The 25,928-nt window shown below is 33.5% G+C and carries 20 protein-coding genes; 11 read left to right on the plus strand and 9 right to left on the minus strand.

Going from position 1 to position 25,928, the window contains the following annotated elements; genetic code table 11:
• Positions 1 to 5: 5 nt before the first annotated feature.
• Positions 6 to 3,569 (plus strand): DNA-directed RNA polymerase subunit beta', encoded by a 3,564-nt coding sequence (gene rpoC / locus BQ7474_RS02090; RefSeq protein ID WP_073997401.1) that lies wholly within the window; start codon positions 6 to 8, stop codon positions 3,567 to 3,569.
• Positions 3,570 to 3,698: 129 nt separating this feature from the next.
• On the opposite strand, the gene BQ7474_RS02095 is transcribed toward rpoC, so the two are convergent.
• From BQ7474_RS02095 to BQ7474_RS02105, 3 genes are all read right to left on the minus strand, one after another.
• A complete protein-coding gene (locus tag BQ7474_RS02095) occupies positions 3,699 to 3,794 on the minus strand; it encodes an IS3 family transposase (protein WP_082187936.1) in 96 nt (31 codons plus the stop codon).
• Positions 3,790 to 4,089, minus strand: a complete 300-nt coding sequence (locus BQ7474_RS02100) for a helix-turn-helix domain-containing protein (protein ID WP_073997402.1) — start codon at positions 4,087 to 4,089, stop codon at positions 3,790 to 3,792. Before BQ7474_RS02100 ends, BQ7474_RS02095 begins: the two co-directional genes overlap by 5 nt.
• 97 nt (positions 4,090 to 4,186) lie before the next feature.
• Positions 4,187 to 5,311: an aldo/keto reductase gene (locus BQ7474_RS02105; protein WP_073997403.1), complete on the minus strand. Its 1,125-nt coding sequence runs from the start codon at positions 5,309 to 5,311 to the stop codon at positions 4,187 to 4,189.
• Between the two features lie 305 nt (positions 5,312 to 5,616).
• Between BQ7474_RS02105 and glmS the strand changes: the two genes are divergently transcribed.
• Positions 5,617 to 7,437, plus strand: coding sequence for a glutamine--fructose-6-phosphate transaminase (isomerizing) (glmS, locus tag BQ7474_RS02110; protein WP_073997404.1), 1,821 nt, complete (start codon positions 5,617 to 5,619; stop codon positions 7,435 to 7,437).
• A gap of 36 nt (positions 7,438 to 7,473) precedes the next feature.
• Here glmS and BQ7474_RS02115 read toward each other — a convergent pair whose 3' ends face one another.
• On the minus strand, positions 7,474 to 8,475 hold the full coding sequence (locus BQ7474_RS02115; protein ID WP_073997405.1) for an MsnO8 family LLM class oxidoreductase: 1,002 nt from the start codon (positions 8,473 to 8,475) through the stop codon (positions 7,474 to 7,476).
• Between the two features lie 118 nt (positions 8,476 to 8,593).
• On the minus strand, positions 8,594 to 9,595 hold the full coding sequence (locus tag BQ7474_RS02120; RefSeq protein WP_073997406.1) for an MsnO8 family LLM class oxidoreductase: 1,002 nt from the start codon (positions 9,593 to 9,595) through the stop codon (positions 8,594 to 8,596).
• Positions 9,596 to 9,845: 250 nt separating this feature from the next.
• Between BQ7474_RS02120 and BQ7474_RS02125 the strand changes: the two genes are divergently transcribed.
• From BQ7474_RS02125 to BQ7474_RS02140, 4 genes are all read left to right on the plus strand, one after another.
• Positions 9,846 to 13,847, plus strand: coding sequence for a protein kinase domain-containing protein (locus BQ7474_RS02125; RefSeq protein WP_073997407.1), 4,002 nt, complete (start codon positions 9,846 to 9,848; stop codon positions 13,845 to 13,847).
• A 355-nt stretch (positions 13,848 to 14,202) separates the two neighbouring features.
• Positions 14,203 to 15,891, plus strand: coding sequence for an ABC transporter permease family protein (locus BQ7474_RS02130; RefSeq protein ID WP_073997408.1), 1,689 nt, complete (start codon positions 14,203 to 14,205; stop codon positions 15,889 to 15,891).
• Between the two features lie 2 nt (positions 15,892 to 15,893).
• The gene (locus BQ7474_RS02135; protein ID WP_073997409.1) at positions 15,894 to 17,030 is read left to right on the plus strand and encodes an ABC transporter permease family protein; all 1,137 of its coding nucleotides are present in this window, start codon (positions 15,894 to 15,896) and stop codon (positions 17,028 to 17,030) included.
• Positions 17,031 to 17,687: an ABC transporter ATP-binding protein gene (locus BQ7474_RS02140; protein WP_073997410.1), complete on the plus strand. Its 657-nt coding sequence runs from the start codon at positions 17,031 to 17,033 to the stop codon at positions 17,685 to 17,687.
• A gap of 81 nt (positions 17,688 to 17,768) precedes the next feature.
• Here BQ7474_RS02140 and tpx read toward each other — a convergent pair whose 3' ends face one another.
• Positions 17,769 to 18,266, minus strand: a complete 498-nt coding sequence (tpx, locus tag BQ7474_RS02145) for a thiol peroxidase (RefSeq protein WP_073997411.1) — start codon at positions 18,264 to 18,266, stop codon at positions 17,769 to 17,771.
• A gap of 227 nt (positions 18,267 to 18,493) precedes the next feature.
• On the opposite strand from tpx, the gene BQ7474_RS02150 reads away from it, so the two are divergent.
• On the plus strand, positions 18,494 to 18,769 hold the full coding sequence (locus tag BQ7474_RS02150) for a PTS transporter subunit EIIC (RefSeq protein ID WP_073997412.1): 276 nt from the start codon (positions 18,494 to 18,496) through the stop codon (positions 18,767 to 18,769).
• A 19-nt stretch (positions 18,770 to 18,788) separates the two neighbouring features.
• On the opposite strand, the gene BQ7474_RS02155 is transcribed toward BQ7474_RS02150, so the two are convergent.
• Together BQ7474_RS02155 and BQ7474_RS02160 are read right to left on the minus strand one after the other, a co-directional pair.
• Positions 18,789 to 19,640 carry an IS3 family transposase gene (locus BQ7474_RS02155; RefSeq protein WP_073997485.1) on the minus strand — a complete coding sequence of 284 codons (852 nt, stop codon included), beginning with the start codon at positions 19,638 to 19,640 and terminating at the stop codon, positions 18,789 to 18,791.
• Complete coding sequence (locus BQ7474_RS02160; protein WP_073997051.1) at positions 19,604 to 20,170, minus strand: helix-turn-helix domain-containing protein; 567 nt, start codon at positions 20,168 to 20,170, stop codon at positions 19,604 to 19,606. The genes BQ7474_RS02155 and BQ7474_RS02160 overlap by 37 nt, the downstream gene beginning before the upstream one ends.
• 51 nt (positions 20,171 to 20,221) lie before the next feature.
• On the opposite strand from BQ7474_RS02160, the gene BQ7474_RS02165 reads away from it, so the two are divergent.
• From BQ7474_RS02165 to BQ7474_RS02180, 4 genes are all read left to right on the plus strand, one after another.
• Entirely contained in the window at positions 20,222 to 21,565 is a 1,344-nt protein-coding gene (locus BQ7474_RS02165) for a PTS transporter subunit EIIC (protein WP_073997413.1), read from the plus strand.
• Between the two features lie 26 nt (positions 21,566 to 21,591).
• Positions 21,592 to 22,920 carry a 6-phospho-alpha-glucosidase gene (locus BQ7474_RS02170; RefSeq protein ID WP_073997414.1) on the plus strand — a complete coding sequence of 443 codons (1,329 nt, stop codon included), beginning with the start codon at positions 21,592 to 21,594 and terminating at the stop codon, positions 22,918 to 22,920.
• Positions 22,921 to 23,009: 89 nt separating this feature from the next.
• The gene (locus BQ7474_RS02175) at positions 23,010 to 23,657 is read left to right on the plus strand and encodes a MurR/RpiR family transcriptional regulator (RefSeq protein ID WP_159429542.1); all 648 of its coding nucleotides are present in this window, start codon (positions 23,010 to 23,012) and stop codon (positions 23,655 to 23,657) included.
• The gene (locus BQ7474_RS02180; protein ID WP_073997416.1) at positions 23,658 to 24,410 is read left to right on the plus strand and encodes a MurR/RpiR family transcriptional regulator; all 753 of its coding nucleotides are present in this window, start codon (positions 23,658 to 23,660) and stop codon (positions 24,408 to 24,410) included.
• Positions 24,411 to 24,422: 12 nt separating this feature from the next.
• Here BQ7474_RS02180 and BQ7474_RS02185 read toward each other — a convergent pair whose 3' ends face one another.
• A complete protein-coding gene (locus BQ7474_RS02185; RefSeq protein WP_073997417.1) occupies positions 24,423 to 25,877 on the minus strand; it encodes an FAD/NAD(P)-binding protein in 1,455 nt (484 codons plus the stop codon).
• Positions 25,878 to 25,928: the final 51 nt, after the last annotated feature.

The following is a 25,928-nucleotide window of genomic DNA, read 5'->3' on the forward strand; positions in this document are numbered from 1 at the left end:
GATTTATGAGCGAAATACAAACTTTTGATGGGATGAGGATGAAAATCGCATCCCCTGAAAAAATCAGATCCTGGTCTCATGGTGAAGTTAAAAAACCAGAGACAATCAATTATAGAACCCTTAAGCCAGAAAAAGATGGTCTATTTTGTGAAAAAATCTTTGGACCAACAAAAGATTATGAATGTTCTTGTGGAAAATACAAGAGAATCCGCTACAAGGGAGTGGTTTGTGAAAAATGTGGGGTTGAAGTAACCAAGGCAAAAGTTCGTCGTGAAAGAATGGGCCACATAGAACTTGCCGCTCCAGTTTCTCATATATGGTACTTCAAAGGTATCCCATCAAAGATGGGTCTACTCTTGGATATGAGCCCAAGAATACTAGAAAAAATCCTATATTTTGCATCATATGTAGTAATCAATCCTGGTTCCACAGACCTAATGGTAAAACAAGATATCACAGAAAGTGAATACCAAGATACCTTAGAAAAATTCTCTGATGATACAGAATTTAGGGCTGCAATGGGAGCTGAAGCTGTCAGAGAACTTCTAGCAAACATTGACCTAGAAAAAGAATATGAAAACCTAATGAAGGAATTGGAAGATGCCACAGGCCAAAAGAAAGTTAGAATTTCTAGACGTCTAGAAGTTGTAGATGCCTTTATGACAAGTGGAAATCGTCCAGAATGGATGATTCTAGATGTACTTCCAGTTATGCCACCAGAACTTAGACCAATGGTACAACTTGAAGGTGGTAGATTTGCAACAAGTGACTTAAACGATCTATATAGACGTGTAATCAACAGAAATAACAGACTAAAAAGACTTCTTGATATAGGAGCACCAGAAATTATCGTTCGTAACGAAAAGAGAATGCTCCAAGAAGCTGTCGATGCCCTAATTGACAATGGTCGTCGTGGCCGTGCTGTAACAGGTGCATCAAACAGAAATATGAAGTCTTTATCAGACCTACTTAAGGGTAAATCTGGACGTTTCCGTCAAAACTTACTTGGTAAACGTGTAGACTATTCTGGTCGTTCAGTAATCGTAGTAGGCCCAGACCTTAAGTTTAATCAATGTGGTCTACCTCAAGAAATGGCTCTAGAGCTATTTAAGCCATTTATTATGAATAAGGTAGTAGATCGTGGCATGGCTCACAATCTTAAAGCTGCCAAAAAAATGGTAGAAAAGAAAGATCCTAGAGTATACGAAGTACTTGAAGAAGTAATCAAAGACCACCCAGTTTTACTAAACCGTGCCCCTACACTACACAGACTTGGTATACAAGCATTTGAACCAGTTCTAGTAGAAGGTAAGGCAATCAAATTACATCCACTAGCTTGTAACGCATTTAACGCCGACTTTGACGGGGACCAAATGGCTATACACTTGCCACTATCAAACGAAGCACAAATTGAAGCAAGACTACTAATGATGTCAACAAACAACATCTTAGGTCTAAAAGATGGTAAGCCAATTACAACTCCATCTCAAGATATGGTTCTTGGTGCATATTATCTTACAACTATCAAAGAAGGTGCCAAGGGTGAGGGTATGGTATTCGAATCAACCAATGAGATGAAAAAAGCCCTTCTTTCAGGAGCTGTAGAATACCAAAGTAAAATTGGTGTTAGAATCAAAAAAGATGCCGGAGATCCAGGCAAAATTGTAGAATCTTCTGTAGGTAGATTCATCTACAATGAAGGAATTCCTCAAGATTTGGGATATATAAATCGTAAGGAAGACCCATATTCACTTGAAATAAACCAAGTAGCAGACTCTGGAGTTCTAAAAGACATAGTTGATAGATGCTTTAGAAAACACGGCAATATCAAGACAGCTGAAGTACTAGACTATATCAAGCAAACAGGATATAAATATTCAACCCTATCAGGACTTACAGTATCCATGGCTGACGTTAATATTCCAAAAGAAAAATGGGATATAATAGCAGAAGCTGATGCAGAAGTTGATAGATACGAAAAACTTTATAGACGTGGTCTTATCACTGATGATGAAAGATACGAAAAAGTTATCGATATTTGGAGAGTGACAACTGATAAAGTAACAGACGCTCTACTAACAGACCTAAGAGATGACAACAACATCAAGATCTTTGCAGACTCTGGTGCCCGTGGTTCTACCAACCAAATCAGACAGCTAGGTGGTATGCGTGGTCTTATGAGTCAGGCCGATGGTAAAACAATAGAAATCCCAGTAAAGGCAAACTTCCGTGAAGGTCTTTCTGTACAAGAATACTTTATATCTTCACACGGTTCACGTAAGGGCCTTACAGATACCGCCCTACGTACAGCAGACTCTGGTTACCTAACCCGTCGTATGGTAGACATATCTCAAGATGTTATAGTAACAGAAGATGACTGTCATACCAATGGCTATGTAGAGGCCTACGAATTCAAAGATGGCAATGAACTAGTAGAAAATCTATACACTCGTATAGTTGGTCGTACATCCTTTGAAGATATCAAAGATGAAAATGGAGAAATCCTAGCCTACAAAGACCAACTAATCGATGAAGATACAGCAGATAGAATAGTAGCAGCTGGTGTTAAAAAAGTAAAACTACGCTCAGTTCTAGAATGTAAGTCAGAACACGGTGTTTGTGCAAAATGCTATGGTAGAAACCTTGCAACCGGCAAGCCAGTAAATATTGGGGAAGCAGTTGGAATCATTGCTGCCCAATCAATAGGTGAACCAGGTACCCAGCTAACCATGCGTACCTTCCACTCAGGTGGTATAGCAGGTGTTGGAATCACATCTGGTCTTCCAAGGGTAGAAGAGTTATTTGAAGCTAGAAAACCAAAGGGACTTGCTTATATTGCAGAAAACAGTGGTACAGTAACACTTATCCAAAACGAAAAGAAAACTGACGTTGAAATCCTATCTGAAGATGGATATGCACAAAAATACAATATCCCATTCGGATCAAGAATACTTGTTCACGATGGCGATGTAGTAGAAAAAGGTGACCAACTAACAGAAGGTTCCTTAGATCCACACGATGTGCTAAATGTACTAGGCAAGATTGGTGTACAAAACTACATCACCAAAGAAGTACAAAAAGTATACCGAATCCAAGGTGTAGAAATCGACGACAGACACATAGAAGTAATTGCCCGTCAAATGCTTAAGAAAGTAAAAATTGACGAATCAGGTGATACAGAATTCCTACCAGGATCTCTACAAGAACGCAGAGAAGTTGATAGGATCAACGATCAAATGATAGAAGAAGGCAAGAAACCAGCAGAATATACCCAAGAACTTCTTGGTATAACAAAAGCATCTCTAGCTACAGATTCATGGTTATCAGCAGCATCCTTCCAAGAAACAACAAGAGTTCTTACAGATGCATCAATCAAAGGAAAAGTTGACGACCTAATGGGTCTAAAAGAAAATATCATCATAGGTAAACTAATACCAGCAGGAACTGGTATGAAACGCTACAACGAGGTTGAAATCGACTATGAAACAAAAGAAGCAGAAGATGCACTGATTGCTCTTAACCTAAAAGAATTGGAAGAAAGAGAAGCAGAAGAAGAATATCAAAAATAGGTAAAAATTTATGACCCCAAAATAATAATATTTAAGGTGACCCCATAAAGTTGGACCTAATACCAGAACTTGTAGTTTACTAGTTCTGGTATTAGCTTATTACTTTCCACCCCTAGGGGTGGAAGTTTTTTATGCTACATTCTTTTCTCTATATTCCACCGGACTTAAATATCCTAATTTTTCTTTTATTCTTTCTTCGTTGTAATATTTTATAAAATCTTCAATTGTTTGNGATTATTGATGGATTATTGATTTTAAGATTGTTTGATAGGCTTTGATAGGACATTTCTCCTGTTAAATACAAGTTTACTACATTTAGTTTAAATTCTAAAGTGTAACTATTATTCTTTCTTGATACTTTTAGTCCATCATAACCTTGGGATTGGTAAGCATTAACCCACGTTCTAATAGTATGCTTGTCTGGGATATTGTATTTTTTTGCTAATTCTCTGTATCCTATTTTTCCTTCAAGATATTCTTTTACTAATTTCATCTTAAATTCTGTGCTGTATTTTGTCATTAAAAAACTGACCTCCTTAAGTTAGTTTTTAAGTCCAACTTTTGGGGGTCAGTACATTTCTTGTAGGGTGTTGTTTTTATAATATTTTAAATTTTATTTAAATTAAAAACTCATGAGCTTGTTTCAAACCTTCGATGATCTCAAGGTTTTGAGGACAAATCCCCTCGCACTTGCCACATTCTATACATTCTACTGGGCTTACTCCATCTTTTAAGTAATTTTCATATTGACTTTTACTTTTTTTACTTTCATCATATAAATAGGCATTGTTCCACAGGCTAAAAACTTTTGGAATATTGATATCTACTGTACAAGGCAAGCAATATTCACATGCTGTGCAGCCAATTTGCTCTTTTGATTTATAGATTGCTCTTGCCCTTTCATAAAAGTCAATATCTTCTTGGCTAAGGGAATTATAGTCTACCATAGATGCCATATCTATATTTTCTCTGACTTGATTTATATCATTCATTCCGCTTAGGACTGTCATAACATTATCTAGACTTAGTGGGAATTTTAGGGCTTCTTGAGCAGGGCTTAGGTCTGTAAAGTTTTCTAGTAGGTCCATTATTTCTGCTGGAGGATTTGCTAGGCGGCCTCCCTTGATTGGCTCCATGATTACTACTGGTATGCCCAAGTCTTTGGCAAGTTCATATCCCTTCATCCCAGCCTGATAGTTGATATCCAGATAATTTAGCTGGATTTGGCAAAAGTCCCAATCATAGGACTTAATGATCTCTTCAAAAGCAGGGTAGTCATCGTGAAAAGAAAATCCTACATATTTAACCAAGCCCTTTTCTTTTAGTTCATCTAAAAATTCAAACACTCCAAGCTCAACCATTTGCTTAAATCTATTTATATCTAGGGAATGCAAGAGGTAAAAGTCCAGGTAATCAGTCCCAAGGTTTGCAAGTTGTTCTTTAAACAGTCTATAAAAGTCATCTTTTTCTTTTACTAGCCAGCAAGGAAGCTTAGTTGTAAGCTTAATCTTATCACGGAGTCTATTTTCTTCTAAAAACTCTCCTACAAATTTTTCACTCATACCATCATGATAAGGGTAGGCGGTATCTATGTATGTAAGCCCCTTATCTATAGCTTCAAGCATAGCTTTTGAAGAAATAGCCTTATCTATCTTGCCATTGTCACCATCAAGGGTCTTAAATCTCATACAGCCAAAACCCAACCCAGAAACTTTACTTCCATTTAAGTCAAAATATTTCATAATTTTTCCTTTTTATTTTTATTTTATCATATACCTATATAAGTTATTAAAGAAAGATTAGCTACTTACAAATTTACTTACCTAATTAATACTTACCTAATTAATTTGTGCTATAATAAAAAAGCATAAATTAATAAATAGAGGGAAAAATATACAAAAGCGCCAGGACCTTATGGTTGACGAGGAGTGGAGTTATCGAAAGATTCGGCGGATGCTTCACAGGTATTACAGCCTTAATAGTGCACAAAAACCCCTAGCAATAGGGTAACAAAAGCACTATAGTAACCCTCTTTAAAGGAGGACTTATGTGCGGAATAGTTGCCTATAATGGCGAAAAAAATTGTAAAGATATGTTACTTCAATCCCTTAAAAGATTAGAATATAGGGGTTATGATTCAGCAGGCCTTGGCCTTATTTATAATGACAAATTAGAAATTATAAAGGAAAGTGGCAATATAGATATTCTTAGCAAAGAGGCTAATAGCTCTAAGAGTGATGGAAATATTGGTATAGGCCATACTAGGTGGGCAACCCATGGTAAGCCAAGCAAAGTCAATGCCCACCCCCACACTAACAATAAAAAGGACCTAGCCCTAGTCCACAATGGAATAATTGAAAACTACCAAGACCTAAAAAAAGAGTTAATAGGTGATGGTTATAGCTTTTATTCAGAAACCGATACAGAGGTTATAGTAAATCTTTTGGATAAAAATTATAAAGATGATTTAACAAGTTCTGTTAAAAATACTATAGCAAAGCTTAAAGGAGCTTTTAGTCTAGCTATAGTATCTGAACGTGATCCAGATACCTTGGTCCTAGTAAGAAGGGAAAGCCCCCTAATACTTGGCTTAAGCGATCATGGAATTTTTGCAAGCTCTGATATTACAGCTATCCTAGCCTACACAAAAGATATAGTATATTTAGAAAATGAAGATATAGTTACTATAAATAATGGCAAATACACAATAGAAAACCAAGGTCAAGTCATAAATAGGGAAGTAAAACATATAGATATATCTATAGATGCTGCTAGCAAGGGATTATATGAGCACTTTATGATTAAGGAAATCAATGAACAAGATAGGGTTATAAAAGATTCCCTTGCTAGAAAAATTGAGGATGACTTTGTAAATATATCTGACTCTTCCTTTAGCAAAGATGAGCTCGAAGCCTTTGATAGAATCTTTATAACAGCATGTGGAACTGCCTTTCATGCAGGCGAAGCTAGTAGAAAAAATTTAGAAAAAGCCCTAGGAAAACCTGTAAGAGCAGAAATAGCATCAGAGTTTCGCTATGATATGGACTTTCTTACTGAAGATAGCCTGCTAATAACCATATCTCAGTCAGGAGAAACTGCAGATAGCCTATCTGTTTTAAGGGAGGCTAAAAAAAGAGGAGCAAAGGTCCTAGCTATAACCAATACCTTAGGATCTAGCCTAGATAGAGAGGCAGATAAGGTTCTTTATTGTGATGCTGGTCCAGAAATATCTGTAGCTTCAACCAAGGCTTACACAGCCCAAGTTATGGCCCTTTATATCTTAGCTTTAGACTTTGCCTATAAGCTAGGAAATATCGATAGGGACCTTGTAGAAAAAACAATAAAAGAATTTAAGTCTTATCCAGAAAAAATTACTGGCCTACTCAAAGACTGCCAAGATATGGAAGAATTAGCTAAAAAGATAAAAGATCATAAAGATGTATTTTACCTAGGTAGGGGCTTAGACTTTTTATATGCCAAGGAAGGAGCCTTAAAGCTTAAGGAGATTAGCTATATAAACGCTTTAGCCTTACCAAGTGGTGAGCTAAAGCATGGTTCTATTGCCCTAATAGAAGATGGGGTACCTGTCATATCTATACTAACCCAGCCTGAACTTAGGGAAAAATCCTTAGCAAATGTCAAGGAAGTAAAGGCCAGAGGAGCCTATACAATTGCTATAGCAACAGATGTAGATGATAGTCTTAGAGAAAACTTTGACTATGTCATAGAAATACCAAAAACTAATCCAAGCTACCAGGGCATATTTGCAGCCGTTCCCCAACAAATCCTAGCTTACCAAGTAGCTAGGTCTTTGGGCCTAAATGTAGATAAACCTAGAAACCTTGCTAAGTCAGTAACAGTAGAATAAAATAAAGCTCAAATCTTTCTAAGATTTGAGCTTTTTTTAGGCAAATATTTCTTTTAATGACTTGTATGTATTGTACCTATTTTCTAGGCCATAGATTGGGGTAAAGGCTAGGATTTCATCTATTGAATATTGGCTAATTTCCCTATCTAAGATTTTTTCTACTTCTTCCTTAGTTCCCTTGATGATGAAATTAGCATCATAGTATTTTTTAAGGATCGCCTCTTCATTTAGGCTAAATTCATAATCTTTAACTTCTTCAGGATTTACTAAACTAGAAGACTGACCTCTTATCTGCTGGATATGAGAGTAGTCAAAGGCCTTAGATAGATATTCTAGGCTTTCTTTATCATCAGCTATCAGCATCTTATAGGACATAGAAACATATGGCTTATCAGCAAAGCTTGATGGTATGAAATTATTTTTGTAGTCAGTAAATAAATGGCTAGGTGTTTCTACTGAGAAAAACTTAGCGTGGGAATACTTAAGTCCCCATTGGGCTGCCATGCCCATAGCCTGACCAGTAGATCCTAGCATCCAAGGGCTAACTAGCTTTTCATTGTTGCTAGGCATAGCCTTAGCCTTGGTATATATGGGGTTATTAGGCTCCTTATCTTCCAAATAGTCAAGGATTATTTTAATCTCTTCATATAGGTTTTGAGATTTGCTAGGGAAATTTTGGTTAAGGGCACGGATTTCATGGCCTGCAGCACCTGGTGCACGGCCTATACCTAGGTCAACCCTGCCAGGAGCAAGTTCTGCCATGGTTTTAAAAGTTTCTGCAACCTTTAATGGAGAATAATGCATAATCATTGTTCCACCAGTGCCTATTACAATATTTTCAGTATTTGATAAAAAATATGTTGCAAGTATTTCTGGTGCAACTGAAAGTAGGTTTTCAAAACCGTGATGCTCTGCAAACCAATATCTATCATAGCCAAGCTTGTCTAATTCGACTACCATTTTTTTGGTATCATTAAAGACATCTTGGTTAGTTTTTCCTGCTTCTCTTATTAATAAATCATGGACTCCAAGTTTCATAATAACCTCCTTAAAGTTTAAATCATTGCTAACATTATTATACTCGTTGCTAGGAAATATTGGCATAAAAATATCAACCCCAAAATGGAGTTGATATATGATTTGTATTATTATATTTTTAGTCAAAAATTTCTTTTAATAGTTTGTAAGTATTAATTCTATTTTCAATTCCAAAAATAGGGGTGAAGCAAAGAATTTCATCTAGGTAGAATGTTTCGATTTCATCTTCTAGGATATCAGCGATTTCTTGCTTGCTGCCCTTAAGTAGGAATCTTTGTTCATAGGCTTTTTTGAGTACTGCTTGTTCGTTTAAGCTAAATCGATAGTCTTTTAGTTCCTCTGGATCTAGGATTCCGCTCCAATCACCCTTAGTTTGTTGGATGTGGAAGTATTCAAAAGATTTTCCTAAATACTCAAGCTCGTCTTTATCATCGCTGATTAACATCTTGTAAGACATTGATGTATATGGTTTGTCAGCGAATTTAGAAGCCTTGAAACTTGATCTGTAAGTGTCGAAAACTTCAGCAGGAGTTTCAAATAAGAAGAATTTTGCGTGAGAATATGGTAGTCCCAATTCTGCTGCTTTTGCAACTGCTTTGCCCGTGGAACCTAGCATGGTAGGATTAACTTTTTTCTCATTTTTGTTTGGTATAGCTTTAACGTGTCTATAAATAGGGTCAGTTGGTTTTTTGTCAACTAGGTAATCCAAAATAATTTCAATCTCGTCAAATAATTCTGGAGATTTGTCTTCAAATTTGTGGTTTAATGCACGAGCTTCTGATACACCTGTTCCAGGTGCTCTACCGATTCCAATATCTACTCTGCCTGGAGCAAGTTCAGCCATAGTTTTAAAAACTTCTGCTACCTTTAGTGGAGAGTAATGCATTATCATACAACCGCCAGCTCCTACATGGATATTTTTAGTTTCTGCTAGAAAATAGCTTGCTAAAATTTCAGGAGCTACAGCTAGTAAACTTTCATAGCCGTGGTGTTCTGCAAACCAATATCTATCATATCCCATTTCATCTAAAGTGTGCACTAACTTTCTTGTATCATCAAAAAATTCTTGATTGGTCATACCACGAGATTTGAGCATCAAATCATGGACTCCAAGTTTCATATTTTCCTCCCTAGTGTGTATTATATTCTATTTATTATACTATTGGAATGCAATAATTCACTAAAAATCAATGTACATTTTCCAAGTAATAATTTATCGCAGGAAAGACTTAGCTATCCTAAACGTTCTAAATGTTGTATAATAGTTATAATATTAATTCTATCTATTATTTATGTTTATATTATTACATAATTTGTAAGCGAATTACACTGAAAAATCTTTTCAAACCAAAATATGAGAGGAATTTTAAATGGACACTTTGATTTCACAAGAAACTGATATTAATCAAAATACAAGAGAAGAAACTAACAAGAGAACTTCACTTGTTGGCGAAAAATTTAATATTATATCTATGATGGGTGAGGTCAAATATGAGGTTGAGGTAAAAAAACTCATCGGCCAAGGAGGATCATCTTTAGTATATGAGGTAGAGGTAGACGATACATACCCACCAAAAAAGAAGATGATAATGAAAGAGTTTTATCCAAATTATGACGAGGAGAAAATTACTGCCGAAAGAAATCCGCTCAATAGATTGGAACTATATTTTGATCCTTTAGATTTTGAAAGCGAAGATAGGATAAAAAAAGATCGAAATAGCTTTATTGACGCTTACAGTAAGCATATAAGGATTCTTGATATGGATCCTTACTTAGAAAGTAGGATTGTAAGACCTTATAGGGTAGAGATTGATAACTCATATCTTTACTCCCTATATGAAGTTGATACAGCCACAAGTGTTGATAAGTACTACAATCTAGATTTGATTAGGATAGTAGATATATTAAAGCAGACTGCTGATATTTTAGTTCACCTCCACAACAAAGACATCATATACATGGATTTGAAACCAGCCAATATTCTCTACGACTATAACAATGGCAAGGTGAAACTTTTTGACTTTGATGCGGCTGTTGACCTTAACGAGCTAGAATATATAAATGAATTTTTTATGCCAAATGAGAGAGCTTTCATTCCTCCAGAACTTAGGTTTATAACAGATATAGCTAATAGAAAAGATTTCTTCATAACTGAAGAAATAGATGTTTATATGCTTGGAGTAACCTTCTTCCTTCTACTAATGGGCAGATATCCTACTGAGCTTGAAAATGAAGATATGGATTATCTGAGGAGAAATCTGGAAGATGCCTTAAGCAATAAATCGAACAAGATCCTGCTTACATCAAAAGCGACAGAAGGCATAATAAAATTACTGCAAGACTCACTTACAGTACATAGATATATTAGTGCCTATGATTTTAAAAATAGTCTTGACGATATAGAAAGCAATCTTAGATTTAGAAACAACGAGGACTTTGCCAATATAATTTCTACTGCATATTTCCTAGACCATAAGAGACTTTATAATTATATAGTTGACAAAGACGGCAAAAAATCCATGGATGTGGCCATTGTTGGAAATAACGAGATTTCTAGAGTTTTCTTCTCTTTTATATTTTCAATTGCAAATATAAAAGGGGTGGATTTGAACATATCATTTTATGATAAGAATCCAAAGAAATGCTATGATGATATGATAAGGGAAAACCCCCTTTTGGCAAAAACAACAGAAATATCTCTCAATAGCAAATTAAGTATGAGAAATATTAATGAAAAAATAACTGACCAACCATATGCATATATAAATTTCCTATCATCAAAAGAAAAAATAGACCAATCTTACATACTGATCCTGGATAAGACTGGTTACGATTATTACAATCTAGCTGATGCCTTATACAATGAATTTAAAGATGACAGTCAAAAAAGAGTTATCCTAAACTATTCTAGAAATAACCACGAAGTGGATATAAGGCATGGAAAGAATATAGATTTTTATAATCTAGACCTGGCATCAACTTTGACCTTCAGTAACAAAAATCACCATGATGAGATTTTGGACAAGGCTTTCAGTATACATAGACTACTTTCCATGAAGAGTTTTGGTGAGAGGATTGACTATAACAGCATATGGGAAAGCTTCTCAAAGGATGATTTTTACAATTTAAAATCATCCATCAGGGTTGCCCTATACATTGAATACCTGATTTATATGGCAGGTATAGATGATAGAGAATTTTTATTTTATGAGCAGGTAGTCAAGGCCTGTCAAGATGAAGATGAATTAAATATTAGGGATATATTAGCTGAATATGAACACCACTCTTGGAATAGATTTATGATAGCCCAAGGATTTAAACTTCCAAGTGAAGCTGAGCTAAATTCTTATGCCTATTTTGACCAGAAATACTATATAGACTTCCAAAACAAATTCCATCCACTTATCGTCAATACCCATATAGATAGGGTCAAAAAGGGAGAAAACGACGAATTAGATGAGATTTCCGTTCATATCAACAATTTGATACAAGAAAAAACAATCTACAAGGAAAAGCAAATCAAATCAAGGATATTAAATATATTGAATAATACTTTCTGGAACGATAACAAATATCTAAAAGAGCTAAGACCCTTGTGGGTAAAACTTGTAAAATTGTCCTACAGCATAATGGAAAACGAGTATTATTCAAACAATACGTTAAATCGTTTAACCTATGAAATAGAAGAAATACTCCAAAAAGCCAAGCCGGATTTGAGTATACTTACAAATGATTACTATTATATTAAAGATGACTTAAACTTACTGATTACGAGAAATCAAACATTTGATACAAGGACAATAGATTACATGATAGTAGATTCTATACCATTTATTTCTACAAACAATATAAAGACTATCTTTAAGCCATTTTTAGATGATGATGAAAATCTTTGGGCTAATATCATTGCAGCAATCAAATTTGATCCTGAAAAACTCATATTTTTATCAGATGAAGATGTTGATAGCAACAAGATCAATAGGATAGAAAACTTTTTGAGAAATAAGAGATTGCAAAAATCTATGAAAATCGAAGTGATTCCTTATGAAAAAATGCAACTTTACAATAAGGAACATTCATTAGTTGATTTGACCTTAAATAGCCATTTAGACGGTAAAAGATCCGAATTTGCAGGTCTTCCATTTGTAGAATATATAGGATCAAACAAATGGAATGGAAGCTATAAGGCTCTGGACTTTTACAATGGCAGATCTTCTCTTACTGTTGAAGAAACTTTCTTCCTAAATAATGCTCAAGTCTATGATAATATAAGCCTAACTAATATAACTAGATTGATTAACCACTACTATGTGATTTGGAAAACATATCTGAAACTAGATTCCAATGATTGGGATCAATTTGCTAGGGCAATAAAATCTAGTGAAAATGATTATATATTATACTTAGATCAATTCGAAAAAGAAGAAAAACATTCCTTGATAGAAGTTGGGGATTTTACATTTAGAAGAAACGACGCTTCCAAATACCTTTCTCTAAAACATCTTTTGGATGAATTAGTCAAAGAAGAGATAATTTATAACTATGAATTCCCAACCAATCCTGGCAAGATAAAAATTGATTCATATAATGATCAGATGTCTATTGTCTTGGGAGAATTTATATCAAGAAATATTTGTGAATACAATCTAAGCTTTCATCTGGTAAAAACAGAAATAGCTAAGAAAAACTACAAATACTCCTATTTTGTAGTATCTGATAAACTAGCTTTTGAATACGAATACCAGGTGGAAAACCCAGAAGAGTTTGCTAATATAAGCAATGAAATAATGAATGAGTATGATTCAACAAATGAGTTAAGTAACGTTAGAATATTTAACAAAATAAATGATCAAGCATATGTTAAGGCCAAAGAAAAGTCTGTTGTATTTTCCTACGAATTTGGAGATATAGTTTTCAGGGAATTCTTTAGGAATTATAACAATAAAGGCAATATCCTCAGGGTATTTACCTACTTTGAGCTTATAAAATATGCAGATTACTTTGACGAGATAAAATTAAGAGTAAACCTGAGATGGAAAGCTTATGATGACTATAGGGAGGACAGTCTACCTATAGAAAACTTCTTGGATATAGTTTGTACAAAGGGTTTTACAACTATAATCATTTCGACCATTGAAAGACATATTAAAAATGAAGACTTATACGAAATCAATAACCACGCCAAACAGTTTGGTATGGACGCCAAGCCTGTACTAATTGCAACAAACTCTCACGATGATACAAGTCAGATTAAGATGATTGCAGCAGCTGCAGGAGTATTCTTCATAGATAGAGATATGATCAAAGATAATGGTGTAGTTGATTACATCAAAAATATTGCAAAAGGTGAGAAAGAATGGTGGGATATATAGTTTAAAAAATCTTGCCATTTAAGTGAAAATATTTGTATTTATTTTTAAATCAAATAGAGATTTGTTGATATTGAACTAAGGTATTCCTAATTATTTGGTCTAATAGATTACTTAATAAAGCCATATATAAAGTAATACATTGATTTTATTAGTAAATATGGTAAAGTCTTAACAATATATGATATTAAATTACCACTAACTGGTTCTAGAATAGGATTGTCTGGTAATGATATATTTGAATTGTATTTAATATTTTGCAATTATTTTTCACTAAAAATAAAATTGGAAGATTACTATGATTTTTATACTATAGAAAGAATAGCTATAACAATAATAAGACAAAAGGATAGGAGATATGAAGTTTAAAGATGAATTGAAATTAATTTTTAGGAAGCCTTGGAAATTTGTTATAATGCTAGTGATTTCTACTATAATTTTATTTTCCTTTTTACTTATGGTCTTTAATTTCCTTACATCTAGGAATAATTTGGATAGGATGAAAGATAATTATGCTCAAATTTCGACGATAGCTATTGCAAAACCTAGTGGAGATGGGAAGCCTGTAGAGTATACAGAGATTGATAAGGATTTAATTGATGACATTAATAAGTCTAGCCTTGTTGATAAGGTGGACATTAGAGATACCATGGCTGCTAGAATTCCTGGTGTCAATAATTCAAATATCGCCTTTGGTAGTCCATCATCAAATAGTATAGCGGTCTTTAAAGGAAAGATTGAAGAAGTAACAGACAGGCAAGATTTTGGTGCAACTGAAGGGATAAATGCTATTGTTACAATAGAAAAGATAATTGTAGCTAAAGATAGTTGGCTTAGAGAAGGGGAAAGCGTTAACTTATCTATAAATAAGAGCAAAGATGCACGTATTAAGCTTAGTAACGACAAGTCTTACGTATTTATAGGTGTTTGCGAGCCAACGAGTCTTGGATATATGCGTCAGAACCTATTGGTTAGCAGAATTAGCGAAAATTTGATGATGGAACAAGGCAAATTAAAGGAGCTTACATATTTATACACAAAGGGTGTTTTAGAAGACGAAGAAGATTTGGAAAAAGACTTTATTTCTCTTTTGAAGAATGAAATCAAAAATCAAGATGACCTTTATACTCTTAGACTTGTTTCTGATATGAATATGGTCTTGCCTGTAGCTAATGAAAATATGTTTTTACTTGAGGGTAGGCGGATTTCTGAAGATGATTTTGGTAAAGACCTTTGTTTGATCTCTAGCGATTTGGCAAAAAAACACAATTTTAAACTGGGAGATAAGATAGATATAGAATTATCGACTGATATATATAAGAGCTATAATGGTTATGTATCAGCATTTCCATCTATGCTTGATGAGGGCAAGTACGATTTTGACGAAGCTAGAGTTTTCGAAGTAGTAGGTATATATGATTTTTCAGACTTAAATATTGAAAATAGTCCTATGCTTTTTTCCTTAAATGATATATTTATTCCGAAATTTAAGGAAGAACTAAACACAAGTTTTGTCACACCTCATAACTTGTCTTTAAAAATTGGGGTGGACAATATAGCTAGTTTTGAAGAAGAACTCCTACCAGAAATCGAAAATGCTGGCTACAAAGTAGTGTCAGCTGACAACAATTGGTCTAAGGTAGAGTCATCCTTTGATCTTATAAAAAAATCCATGGTAAAGAATCTTATTTATGGATTTGCGATTGGCATAGTAGGGATATTTATTCTAGTATTTGTAAATACTACATTAAATAAAAACGAATATGTTCTAAGAAGAATTTTTGCAGGAGATAAAAACCATATAAATCAAAGTTTAAAAGTAACTTTAATGTTAGCGCTTTGCATAGGTTTGGTAATAGCCCTTGGATCTATCTTTGGATTTGCTGATAAGCTTGTATCTAATAAAGATATGATTCTTATCTTTAACAAGATTGACTATTTAATTTTACTTCTTACAGGGCTTATATTCCTAGCCCTTGCTCTAATTATTAACCAAAAGAGAATTAAAAAGTTAGAGAAAAAAGACATAGTGGAGTTGATGCAATAATCATGATTAAAACATTTTTAAGAAAACCTATTTATCTTATTCTTTATACAATATTAATATTACTTGGATTTTACGCCATGGCTGAGATTAATAATAATATTAAATCAGATAAAAAAGAGTATAAGTATATTTATGAAAACACTGAAATCAAGGGTCAAGTCAAGGAAGCTACAAGTGTAAGTGGAGAAGTAAGGCTAGACTATTATGATCTTTATCCTATGTTTTTGCAAGAGGAAATACAAGAAATCTATACCAGAGCTTTTGCCAAAGGCTTCATGGATATAGATAAAATCGCTAAGATTACCGATACTGATGAAGACGGTCGAGTAGATGTATTTGCATCAAATAATGTTGGTAAGCTAATTGAAAGAAACTTCGTATCCTATGACGGAGATACAAAGCTAAAAAAAGGTGAAGCCCTAGTATCCAAAGATCTTGCGAATAAATACGGTCTTAAAAAAGCTGAAAAATTTACACTAAAGATAGATACAGATAGCAAAGAAGACTTATATATGGATTTACTGGTCAAGGATTTTGTAAATCTCAATGAGTCGGTGATAGCATTAGATTCTGTAATTGTAAATAATAAAACTATGTTTGATGATAATCTCATGGGAAATAGCTTTTATAAAGAGGCTTATGGATCTTATTTAGGCTTTAACTTTAAAATCAATCCTAAATATAATAATGATTATGAAAGAATTAAGGAAAAAATCGATAATATTTTAGGAACTAAGTATATTGCTCCAACAAATGCTAAAGATTTTTATAATGTGATAAAACCCCTAGGAGAGAAAATAAAAGAAGAGGAGAAGTTTCTTTTCATCATAAAAATAGCGCTAGCGATTTTTTCCTCTTTGATATTGTTTCTAAAGGTGAAAGAGGAGAATGTCTCTATACTAATTAGAAAGATTTTTGGAGAAAGTGATGTAAAAGTATTTGCTTCATACTTTTTAAGTCTGGGATTGGTAGTACTTCTTATAAATGGATTAAGCTTTGCTATTGTAAATAAAATATCGTATATTTCCCTTAATGATCTTGCTATAAATCTATTGATAAATCTTGTAGTATTAATTGCTGGCTTATTTTTAATAATTTACAAAGATATTTTTATCCTATATCAGAAAACGGAGGATTAAATGAATAAATTGGAGATATCAAATGTTGGATATGTATATAATAAATCTGACAAAATTATTTTAAGAGATGTATCAGCAAGTTTTCTAGAGGGGACTGTGTCATCTATTGTAGGAGAATCTGGGGCTGGAAAATCTACACTTTTATATGTAATATCTGGCTTTAGCAAACCAAAGGCTGGCAAAATTTACTATAATGGAAAAGAAGTCGAAGATTTGAGGGACTATAGGAGAAATATAGTATCAACAATTAGCCAGTCCTATATGCTATTTCCTACAAGAACAGTTTTAGAAAATGTGATGTATCCAATGTTGCTTGATAAAATAGACAAAAACGAAGCGAGAGATAAAGCCAAAGACCTATTAAAATCAGTAGCAATAGATAATATTCATTTTGATAAATTACCCGAAAAATTATCCGGAGGGGAGAAGCAAAGAGTCGCCATAGCTAGGGCTCTTGCGGCAAATTCAAAGATAATAGTGGCAGACGAGCCAACTGGAAATCTAGACGATAAAAATTCCGAAGAAATCTATGCTATATTTGATAGGCTTGCTAAAAAAGACGGGAAAATCGTTATAATTGTAAGCCATGATAAACACCTTTCAAAAAAGGCTGATTACCAGTATGAGATGAAGGATGGGAAATTAAATCAAATATAGATTAGGTTATGGAATTACTTTTTTGTTGCGTTTCATAAAAAAAGAGCTTAAGGTTTAACACCTAAGCTCTATTATTATTTACTAGATTAGTTTTTTAACTTCTTCTAAAGCTTTGTCAAAATCAACTTCATCTGTAACTTCTGGTACGTATTCTACGTAAGCTACTTTTCCGTCTTTATCAACAACTACAACGCCACGAGCTAGCAATTTGTTTTCATCCATAAGGAATCCGTACTTTTCGCCAAATTCACGATTTTGGTAATCAGAAATCATAATTGTATTTTCTATATCTTCGTTAGTGCAAAATCTAGCTTGAGCAAATGGTAAGTCTTCAGTAATTGTAACTACATTTACACCATCTAAAGCTGCTGCTTCTTTGTTAAATCTTTTTGCTTGTAAAGCGCAAACGCTAGTATCAAGAGATGGAGCAACTGAATATACAATAACTTTTCCCTTGTAATCTTCACTAGACCATTCAGAAAGGTCGTTTTTTGTTGCCTTAAATTCTGGAGCTGTATCTCCAACTTTGATTTCATTTCCAATTAAATTTACTTTGTTTCCTGCAAATGTTATATCCATTTTTAATCTTCTCCTTTAATCTAAAAGTTTCCATTGATACTTATACCCAAATATATAAAAATATTTAAATTATTTAGGAAAATACTTTTGATGTGAAAATTCACAAAAACAAAATATTTTCGATTGGATGAACATAAATACCTAAATACCAACGTTTGTTGACAATAGTACGAGCTGATAATATTATATAAGTAAATAAAATTCGTTTTCAAAGGAGGAAAAAACATATGATGGAGAAAATCCAGAAGTTTGGTGGAGCGATGTTCACACCTGTTATGCTTTTTGCAGTGTCAGCTTTACTAATTGGCTTTGGTACCTTGTTTACAACAGAAGTAATCATGGGGCCTATAGCTTCAGAAGGAAGCTTATGGTTTGGTATCTGGGATATGATTCTATCAGGTGCCTGGGTTGTATTTAATCAACTTCCATTACTATTTGCAATAGCACTGCCTATAGGACTAGCAAAAAAACAAAATGCTCGTGCAAGTGATGTGTACCCATAAAACTGGACACAATATTTAATTAATTATTAGTGGATGCTAACCTATATTTTGTAGGCGGCATCCATTTTGTTTTTGATTGAATCCTTTCGTTGTTGTAATAGTAAATATATTCCTCTATTACTTTTGAAAATTCTTCAAAAGAGCTATAGCTCTTTTCATATCCATAATAAACTTCATTTTTTAGCCTTCCAAAGAATGTTTCCATTATGGAGTTATCATAGCAATTCCCTTTTCTTGACATGGATTGTCTTATACCATGTCTTTTAAGCTCATTTACATAATATTCATGTTGGTATTGCCAACCTTGATCTGAATGTAGAATTAAGTTATCTAGTTTTGGAAATTTATTAAATGCTTTTTCTAACATATTTGATATCTGATTTAAGTTGGGACTTAAGGATAGGTCGTAAGAAATAATCTCATTGGTATACATATCAAGTATTGGAGATATGTAGCACTTACCCCAAGAGAATTTAAATTCTGACACATCAGTAGTCCATTTTTGTAGAGGTCTATCTGCCTTGAAATCTCTATTTATTATATTATCAGCTACTTTACCTACCTTCCCCTTATATGAGTGATATTTTTCCTTAGATCTTTTTCCAAATAGTTTTAGCTCATGCATTATTCTTTGAACTCTTTTATGATTTATGACATAACCTTGATTTATCAGATCCATATATACTCTTCTTACTCCATATCTTCCTTTGTGTAAGTTAAATATTTGAGTTATTTTATCTGCAATATGACTATTCTTAATCTTTATATTATCAACTTTGTTTATTTCAAAATAGTATGTTGATCTTGGCATATCAATAGCTTTTAAAAGATATTTTAGTCTGTATCCTTCTTCTTTGAGTTCTTTGACAATCGCTGCTTTTTCGCCTTGAGTTGCGCAGCGTAACGTTCTTCTCTCAAGGCGATCTCTTTTTTTATTATTTCGTTTTCTGCTTTTATATATTCATTTTCTGCTCTAAGTTTTATTAGTTCTTCTCTTTCAGATTCATTAAGTTCTTTTGCTTTATGGTTATTATTATTTTTCATACTTGTATTTTTAGATTTACGGCCTTTCTTTTTATTCACAAGACCATTATATCCATAATTTTTATACTTGTTAACCCATGAATAAAGTTGTCCATCATTGATTCCATTTTCGATTGCTATAGATTTTATGGAATTTCCAGCTAACACTTTAGATATCATTTCTAATTTCTCATCAGCAGTCCAATTAATATTATTTCCGTGTTTTAAAATTTCTGGTCCATGAAGTTCTTCTAACTTAAACCATGTTCTAATTGAATCATGAAAGTTTTTTTCTTTAGCTCCTTCAGGTGTATCAGGCCATTTACCTTCTCTATACAATTGTACGCATTCTTTTTTGAATTCATAACTATATTTCATAAAAATACCCTCCTTACTGGTTTGTCCAGTAAAGAGGGTACATATCAAAGCATGGAAGCTTTTGTAATATACTTAGTTTTCTTAAACTATGTATCTACAATACTAAAACACTGGGGAGGCACTTTTGGTGTAGATTTTAGCCAAGAAGTAGGCGGAGCTAGCGGGCTTGCAATGATAGCAAACATAAAAACCTTAGATATGGGTATGATGGGAGCCTTAGCTATTTCAGGTATAGCTATATGGATACATAATAGGTACTTTGATAAGAGACTTCCTGAAGCTCTAGGAGTATTCAAAGGATCAGCCTTTGTACTTGGGGTTGGATTTATATTGATGATTCCTGTTGCCTTTCTTGCGGTTTTAATTTGGCCTAAGATTCAATCAGGAATGAATGTTTTTAGAGATGTGATATTAAATTCTGGAACGTTGGGAGTTGGTATATTTGTACTTTTAGAAAGACTTCTAATTCCATTTGGTCTTCATCACTTGTTATATGCTCCAATGTTTTATGATAGCTTGGTTGTACCGGGTGGTATCTATGCTTATTGGGCACAAAAGCTACCAGAGATTGCAGCGGCAACTGGTTCTCTTAAGGAGATTGCTCCTTATGCACAACTTACAGCTACAGGCTGGTCAAAAATCTTTGGTTGTGTAGGTGTAGCTTTTGCCTTTTATAAGACTGCCCTTCCAGAGAATAAAAAGAAGATAGCAGGTCTTATGATACCAGTAGCCTTAACTGCAGTCCTTAGTGGTGTCACAGAGCCAATAGAATTTACCTTCTTATTTATAGCTCCACAATTGTTTGTGGTCCATGCAGTACTTGCAGCTATACTATCTATGGTAATGAACATATTTGGAGTTGTCGGCATCTACTCTGGAGGAGTTATAGAAATGGCGTCCTTAAACTGGATACCACTTGCGGCTAACCATTGGAAAACTTACTTGTTGATGCTAGTTATAGGCCTAGTTGCTATAGTAGTTTGGTATTTTGTCTTTACTTTCCTTATAGAAAAGTTTGACTTTAAGACACCTGGAAGAACTTCTGATAAGGATAGTGCAAAACTTTACTCTAAGAAAGAATACAGAGAAAGAAATAATACAAGTAAAGATGGTGCGAAAGCAGATAAAAAATCTACTGGAGATAAATTTGAAACTATGGCCGATGAAATTCTAATTGGCCTCGGTGGTCCAGACAATATCAAGGACTTCACAAATTGTGTAACAAGACTTAGAGTCAATGTTGTTGATCCTAGCAAAGTAGAAAGTGATGACTATTTTAAGGGAATCGGAACTTATGGTACCGCAAAAAACGGTAATTCTGTCCATGTAATTGTAGGAATGGATATCCAATATGTTGCAGATGCATTTGGAGAAATTTTGGAAGAAAACGAATAAGTAGGCAAAAAGAAAAGGAGAAAATTATGGCAAACAAATATTCAATCGTAATTGCAGGTGGTGGATCAACATTTACACCAGGAATCGTAGGGATGTTACTTGATAACTTGGACAAATTCCCAATCAGATCAATCAAGTTATATGACAATGACGAAGATCGCCAAGCAAAAATTGGTGGAGCTATGGAAATTATTCTAAAAGAAAGACACCCAGAAATTAATTTCCAATATACAACAGATCCTAAAGAAGGATTTACAGATGTAGACTTTGTCTTAGCTCAACTTAGAGTTGGTAAATACGACATGCGTGATAAGGATGAGAAAATTCCACTAAAGCACGGTGTATTTGGCCAAGAAACATGTGGACCAGGTGGAATAGCTTATGGTATGCGTTCAATTGGTGGAGTACTAGAAATCATTGACTATATGGAAGAATACTCACCAGATGCATGGATGCTAAATTATTCAAACCCAGCAGCTATAGTAGCAGAAGCAACAAGAAGACTAAAACCAGAATCAAAAGTAATTAACATTTGCGATATGCCAATCGACCTAATGTATAAGATGGCAGATATGGTCGGACTAAAAGAATGGCAAGAACTTGACTTCTCATATTATGGACTAAATCACTTTGGATGGTTTACATCTATTAAAGACAAAGATGGAAATGACCTAATGCCACAAATCAAAGAGCACGTAAGTAAGACTGGATTTGCTGATGGTATAGGAAGTGGTCAACACATAGAAGAATCTTGGATGGAGACATTCACCAAGGCAAAAGATGTCTACGCCCTTGACCCAGAAACAATTCCAAACACATACTTAAAATATTACTTCTACCCAGACTTCGTACTAGAACACACAGATCCAAATCACACAAGAGTTGACGAAGTACGTGAACACCGTGAAAAAGATGTATTTTCAATGTGCCAATCAATAATCGATGCAGGAACAGCAAAAGATGTTGAAATAGAACTAGATGCTCACGCAACATATATAGTAGACCTTGCGCGTGCCCTAGCAGAAAACACAAAAGAAAGATTCTTGCTAATAGTACCAAATGATGGCGCAGTACCAAACTTTGACCCAACAGCAATGGTAGAAATCCCATGCCTAGTTGGTAAAGATGGATTTGAAAAAATCAACCAAGACTACATCCCACAATTCCAAAAAGGACTTATGGAACAACAAGTATCAGTAGAAAAACTAGTAGTAGAAGCTTGGATTGAAGGTTCTTACCTAAAACTATGGCAAGCACTAACTCTATCAAAAACTGTTCCATCTGCAAAAGTTGCAAAAGCAATCTTAGATGATTTAATAGAAGCAAACAAAGAATACTGGCCAGAACTTAACTAATAATAAATAATGGAAGCACAGATCCTATTTGCGTATAGTATATGCAAATAGGATTTTTTATTTGAGGTGATAGTATAGATATTTCAAATTTGATAAAGAAAAATGAACAAGACCTAAGTGCTACAGATATGATAATTGCTAAAGAAATTCTAGATAATGGTATAGATTATAACATGTCTATCAATGAATTAGCTAAAAAATGTTACACATCTAGAACCAGTGTTTTAAGATTTGCAAAAAAATTAGGTTTTTCGGGATATAGTGAACTTAAATTTTTTGTAAACGATAGTGACTATGAATCTAAAAACTACCAGTACTTAGAAGAAGACCTTGCCGACATATTTAAATCAATGAATAAATGTGAAAAAATAATGATTTATGGCAATGGTGGATATGAAAGTATTGTGAAATCAACTATAAAGTATTTTCTAGAGGAGCTTGGGATCCTCGCTGAAGTATATAGTGGTGGGGAAGAAATTACCGCCTTTACTGGGAAAATGTTGGAAGATTCAGGCGTTTTTATAGTAGATTTTTCAGATAATTTTCTTGCTAAGAAGCTAATGCTACAAATTGCCAATATAGATTGCCTGAAAATCAACATAGGACTTCCACAAACCAAAACATACAAGGCGGATTATAGCATATATTATAGAGATCAAAAATCCGAATTTAAATTTCTAAGCTTGTATATAAAACATTTGGAAGAATTTTTCAAAAAATATAAGAGGCATCTATAAATGATTTTAACTGAATTGGTTACAGAGTATTATGAAAAACTTAATAAAAATGATTTGAAAATTTATTCTTATATAATGATCAATAAGGCTAGGTTCATTGAAAAAAACATAAATGAACTTGGAGAAATTTTAGATTTAAGTCCTTCTTCAATAGTAGGATTTTCCAAAAAGCTTGGCTTAGATGGCTTTAGTGAGCTTAGATATGTGGTCAAATGGTCGACTTCTTATGAAGCGAAATTTGATGAAAATGAGATAGAATACACAAAAAACGATATAAATCTAACTATGTCAATGATGATGGCCCTAAATTTGAATGAATTTTATGAAAAATTATATGAGGCCAAAAGAGTATTTGCTATAGCTAGTGGTCACACACAGAGAAATGCTACTGATGAGTTAAAAAGGAATTTCCTTACCGTCGATAAATCTATATTTTTACTTGATAAGTCTACACCAAGGTCTATTACCAGCCTTATAACTAAGGATGATATACTCTTTGCTTACTCCCTATCAGGAGAAAATGAAGATATATTAGACTTCATAGATAATCTTAAGGAAAGGCCGATTATAGTATCAGTAACAAAACTTTCCAACAATAGATTATCGCAAATATCGGACTATAGTATTCCCTTTGTGACCCACGAGGTCTTTGAATATGAGAGCAGGACTAAAATTTCTCCAATATCTCAGTTTTATGTTGTGAATGATTTTTTGATCTTAAAGTATATATCATTTTTAGAAAACCACAGCTAAATGCTGTGGTGTCTATATTTTGTCCATAAAATCATTAGCAGCTAATTGGCCTGACTTTATTATCGATCTTAAGTCGTTGTTTAGAACGTCTGTACCACCTGCCCACATGCCGTTAAGGTAGAAGTTTTCCATAAGCCCATACTTTTTATTTACAAGTCTATATGATGGGTAGGCCACCCTTATAAATTTGCCATTTATGTCATCTTCTATATACTTTCTTTTGTAGAGATTAGCTAATAATTTATCGACTTTGATTGCGGCTAATAGGTTTTTCTCAAAGCCTTGGGCATTTATAATGACATCGATTTTAATTTCTTTTTCATTATCACTTGTTACTATAAATTGACCTTGTGAATCTACTTTTATATCGTCAGTAGCTCTGATAACTTTTATCTTGGAGTCCTTATAATCTTCAATAATATTTTGCATGGTGATTGTTGGAGTTTTTGTAGCTATGAATTCGATCATTTCTAGATACTTCTCGTCTACTTCTACTTTATCAAGACCATTTAAACTGTTATATATAAGAGCAGCATAGCCAGTTAACTGCATGGTGTATGTTTGGGCAAAACTTAAGCCAAGGTCATTTTCCATTAGGGCCGTGGTGTAGGACTTGATACCGGTGTTTTTGTATTTATCATAAGTTTCTATTAGGTTGTGTCCGTATTTTGAGAAATCATTTGATACTTGATCTTTGATTTTACTTAAGCTTACAAAACCTTCTTCATTCTTATTTTTTTCTATCCATTTTTCATCAATTGAACAAATATCATCATCTATATAGTAAGGTATATCTATTGGAGGAAAGCCATTCTCTTTAGTTAAAAAATATAGGGGATAGGTAAATTTTTTAAAATTTGTAAGATATCTATATATATCAATTGATGTTGGACCGGCTCCTATTATCCCGATTGTCTTTGAATCTGGGATGTTTTTGATTTTTTCATCTAATGGGTAGGGATCGTATATAAAATTGGCATTTTCTTTTAAATTGTAGGAATCTTTGTAGTAAGATTGGCCAATAGCTAGGAAGATAGAAGCAAAGTTTTCTTTTTCGACTTTTGCATCACTTACAATTTTGTATGTTGATTGTTCTTTATAGATATCTACTACTTCATTTTTGTGAATTATGACGTTTTCATTGGCTATATACTTTCCAAAGCTATCTTTTATATAATCAGCAAATATATTCCTTGGAACCATTCCTTCTATTTTCTCATTTTCTTTATTATTTTGGCTAAGCCAATTTTTAAAATGATTTGGATTATCCATATCCAAGGACATATATCTTTCGTGTACGTTTAAAACTTTGTAATCTGTATCTTTCTCATAGGCTATTCCTACTGATAGTTCTTCATTTTTTTCAAATATATGGATTTTTATATCACTAGTATAATTTTTATGACTAATAATTGTTTTTAGGATATTAGCTCCACCCACGCCAAAACCTACTATAGCTATGTTCATTATCTACTCCCTTTTTGTTTTTTGAAGTTAATTATTCTAATTATTACCCAA

The sequence above is a fragment of the Anaerococcus urinomassiliensis genome, assembly GCF_900128425.1.
GTDB classification, from domain to species: Bacteria; Bacillota; Clostridia; order Tissierellales; family Peptoniphilaceae; genus Anaerococcus; species Anaerococcus urinomassiliensis.

Bases quoted from the DNA above. Each gene is read 5' to 3' on its own strand.
- rpoC (WP_073997401.1), top strand. From the start codon at position 6: ATGAGCGAAATACAAACTTTTGATGGGATGAGGATGAAAATCGCATCC.
- BQ7474_RS02105 (WP_073997403.1), bottom strand. From the start codon at position 5,311: ATGAAATATTTTGACTTAAATGGAAGTAAAGTTTCTGGGTTGGGTTTT.
- glmS (WP_073997404.1), top strand. From the start codon at position 5,617: ATGTGCGGAATAGTTGCCTATAATGGCGAAAAAAATTGTAAAGATATG.
- BQ7474_RS02115 (WP_073997405.1), bottom strand. From the start codon at position 8,475: ATGAAACTTGGAGTCCATGATTTATTAATAAGAGAAGCAGGAAAAACT.
- BQ7474_RS02120 (WP_073997406.1), bottom strand. From the start codon at position 9,595: ATGAAACTTGGAGTCCATGATTTGATGCTCAAATCTCGTGGTATGACC.
- BQ7474_RS02125 (WP_073997407.1), top strand. From the start codon at position 9,846: ATGGACACTTTGATTTCACAAGAAACTGATATTAATCAAAATACAAGA.
- BQ7474_RS02130 (WP_073997408.1), top strand. From the start codon at position 14,203: ATGAAGTTTAAAGATGAATTGAAATTAATTTTTAGGAAGCCTTGGAAA.
- BQ7474_RS02135 (WP_073997409.1), top strand. From the start codon at position 15,894: ATGATTAAAACATTTTTAAGAAAACCTATTTATCTTATTCTTTATACA.
- BQ7474_RS02140 (WP_073997410.1), top strand. From the start codon at position 17,031: ATGAATAAATTGGAGATATCAAATGTTGGATATGTATATAATAAATCT.
- tpx (WP_073997411.1), bottom strand. From the start codon at position 18,266: ATGGATATAACATTTGCAGGAAACAAAGTAAATTTAATTGGAAATGAA.
- BQ7474_RS02150 (WP_073997412.1), top strand. From the start codon at position 18,494: ATGATGGAGAAAATCCAGAAGTTTGGTGGAGCGATGTTCACACCTGTT.
- BQ7474_RS02160 (WP_073997051.1), bottom strand. From the start codon at position 20,170: ATGAAATATAGTTATGAATTCAAAAAAGAATGCGTACAATTGTATAGA.
- BQ7474_RS02165 (WP_073997413.1), top strand. From the start codon at position 20,222: ATGGAAGCTTTTGTAATATACTTAGTTTTCTTAAACTATGTATCTACA.
- BQ7474_RS02170 (WP_073997414.1), top strand. From the start codon at position 21,592: ATGGCAAACAAATATTCAATCGTAATTGCAGGTGGTGGATCAACATTT.
- BQ7474_RS02180 (WP_073997416.1), top strand. From the start codon at position 23,658: ATGATTTTAACTGAATTGGTTACAGAGTATTATGAAAAACTTAATAAA.
- BQ7474_RS02185 (WP_073997417.1), bottom strand. From the start codon at position 25,877: ATGAACATAGCTATAGTAGGTTTTGGCGTGGGTGGAGCTAATATCCTA.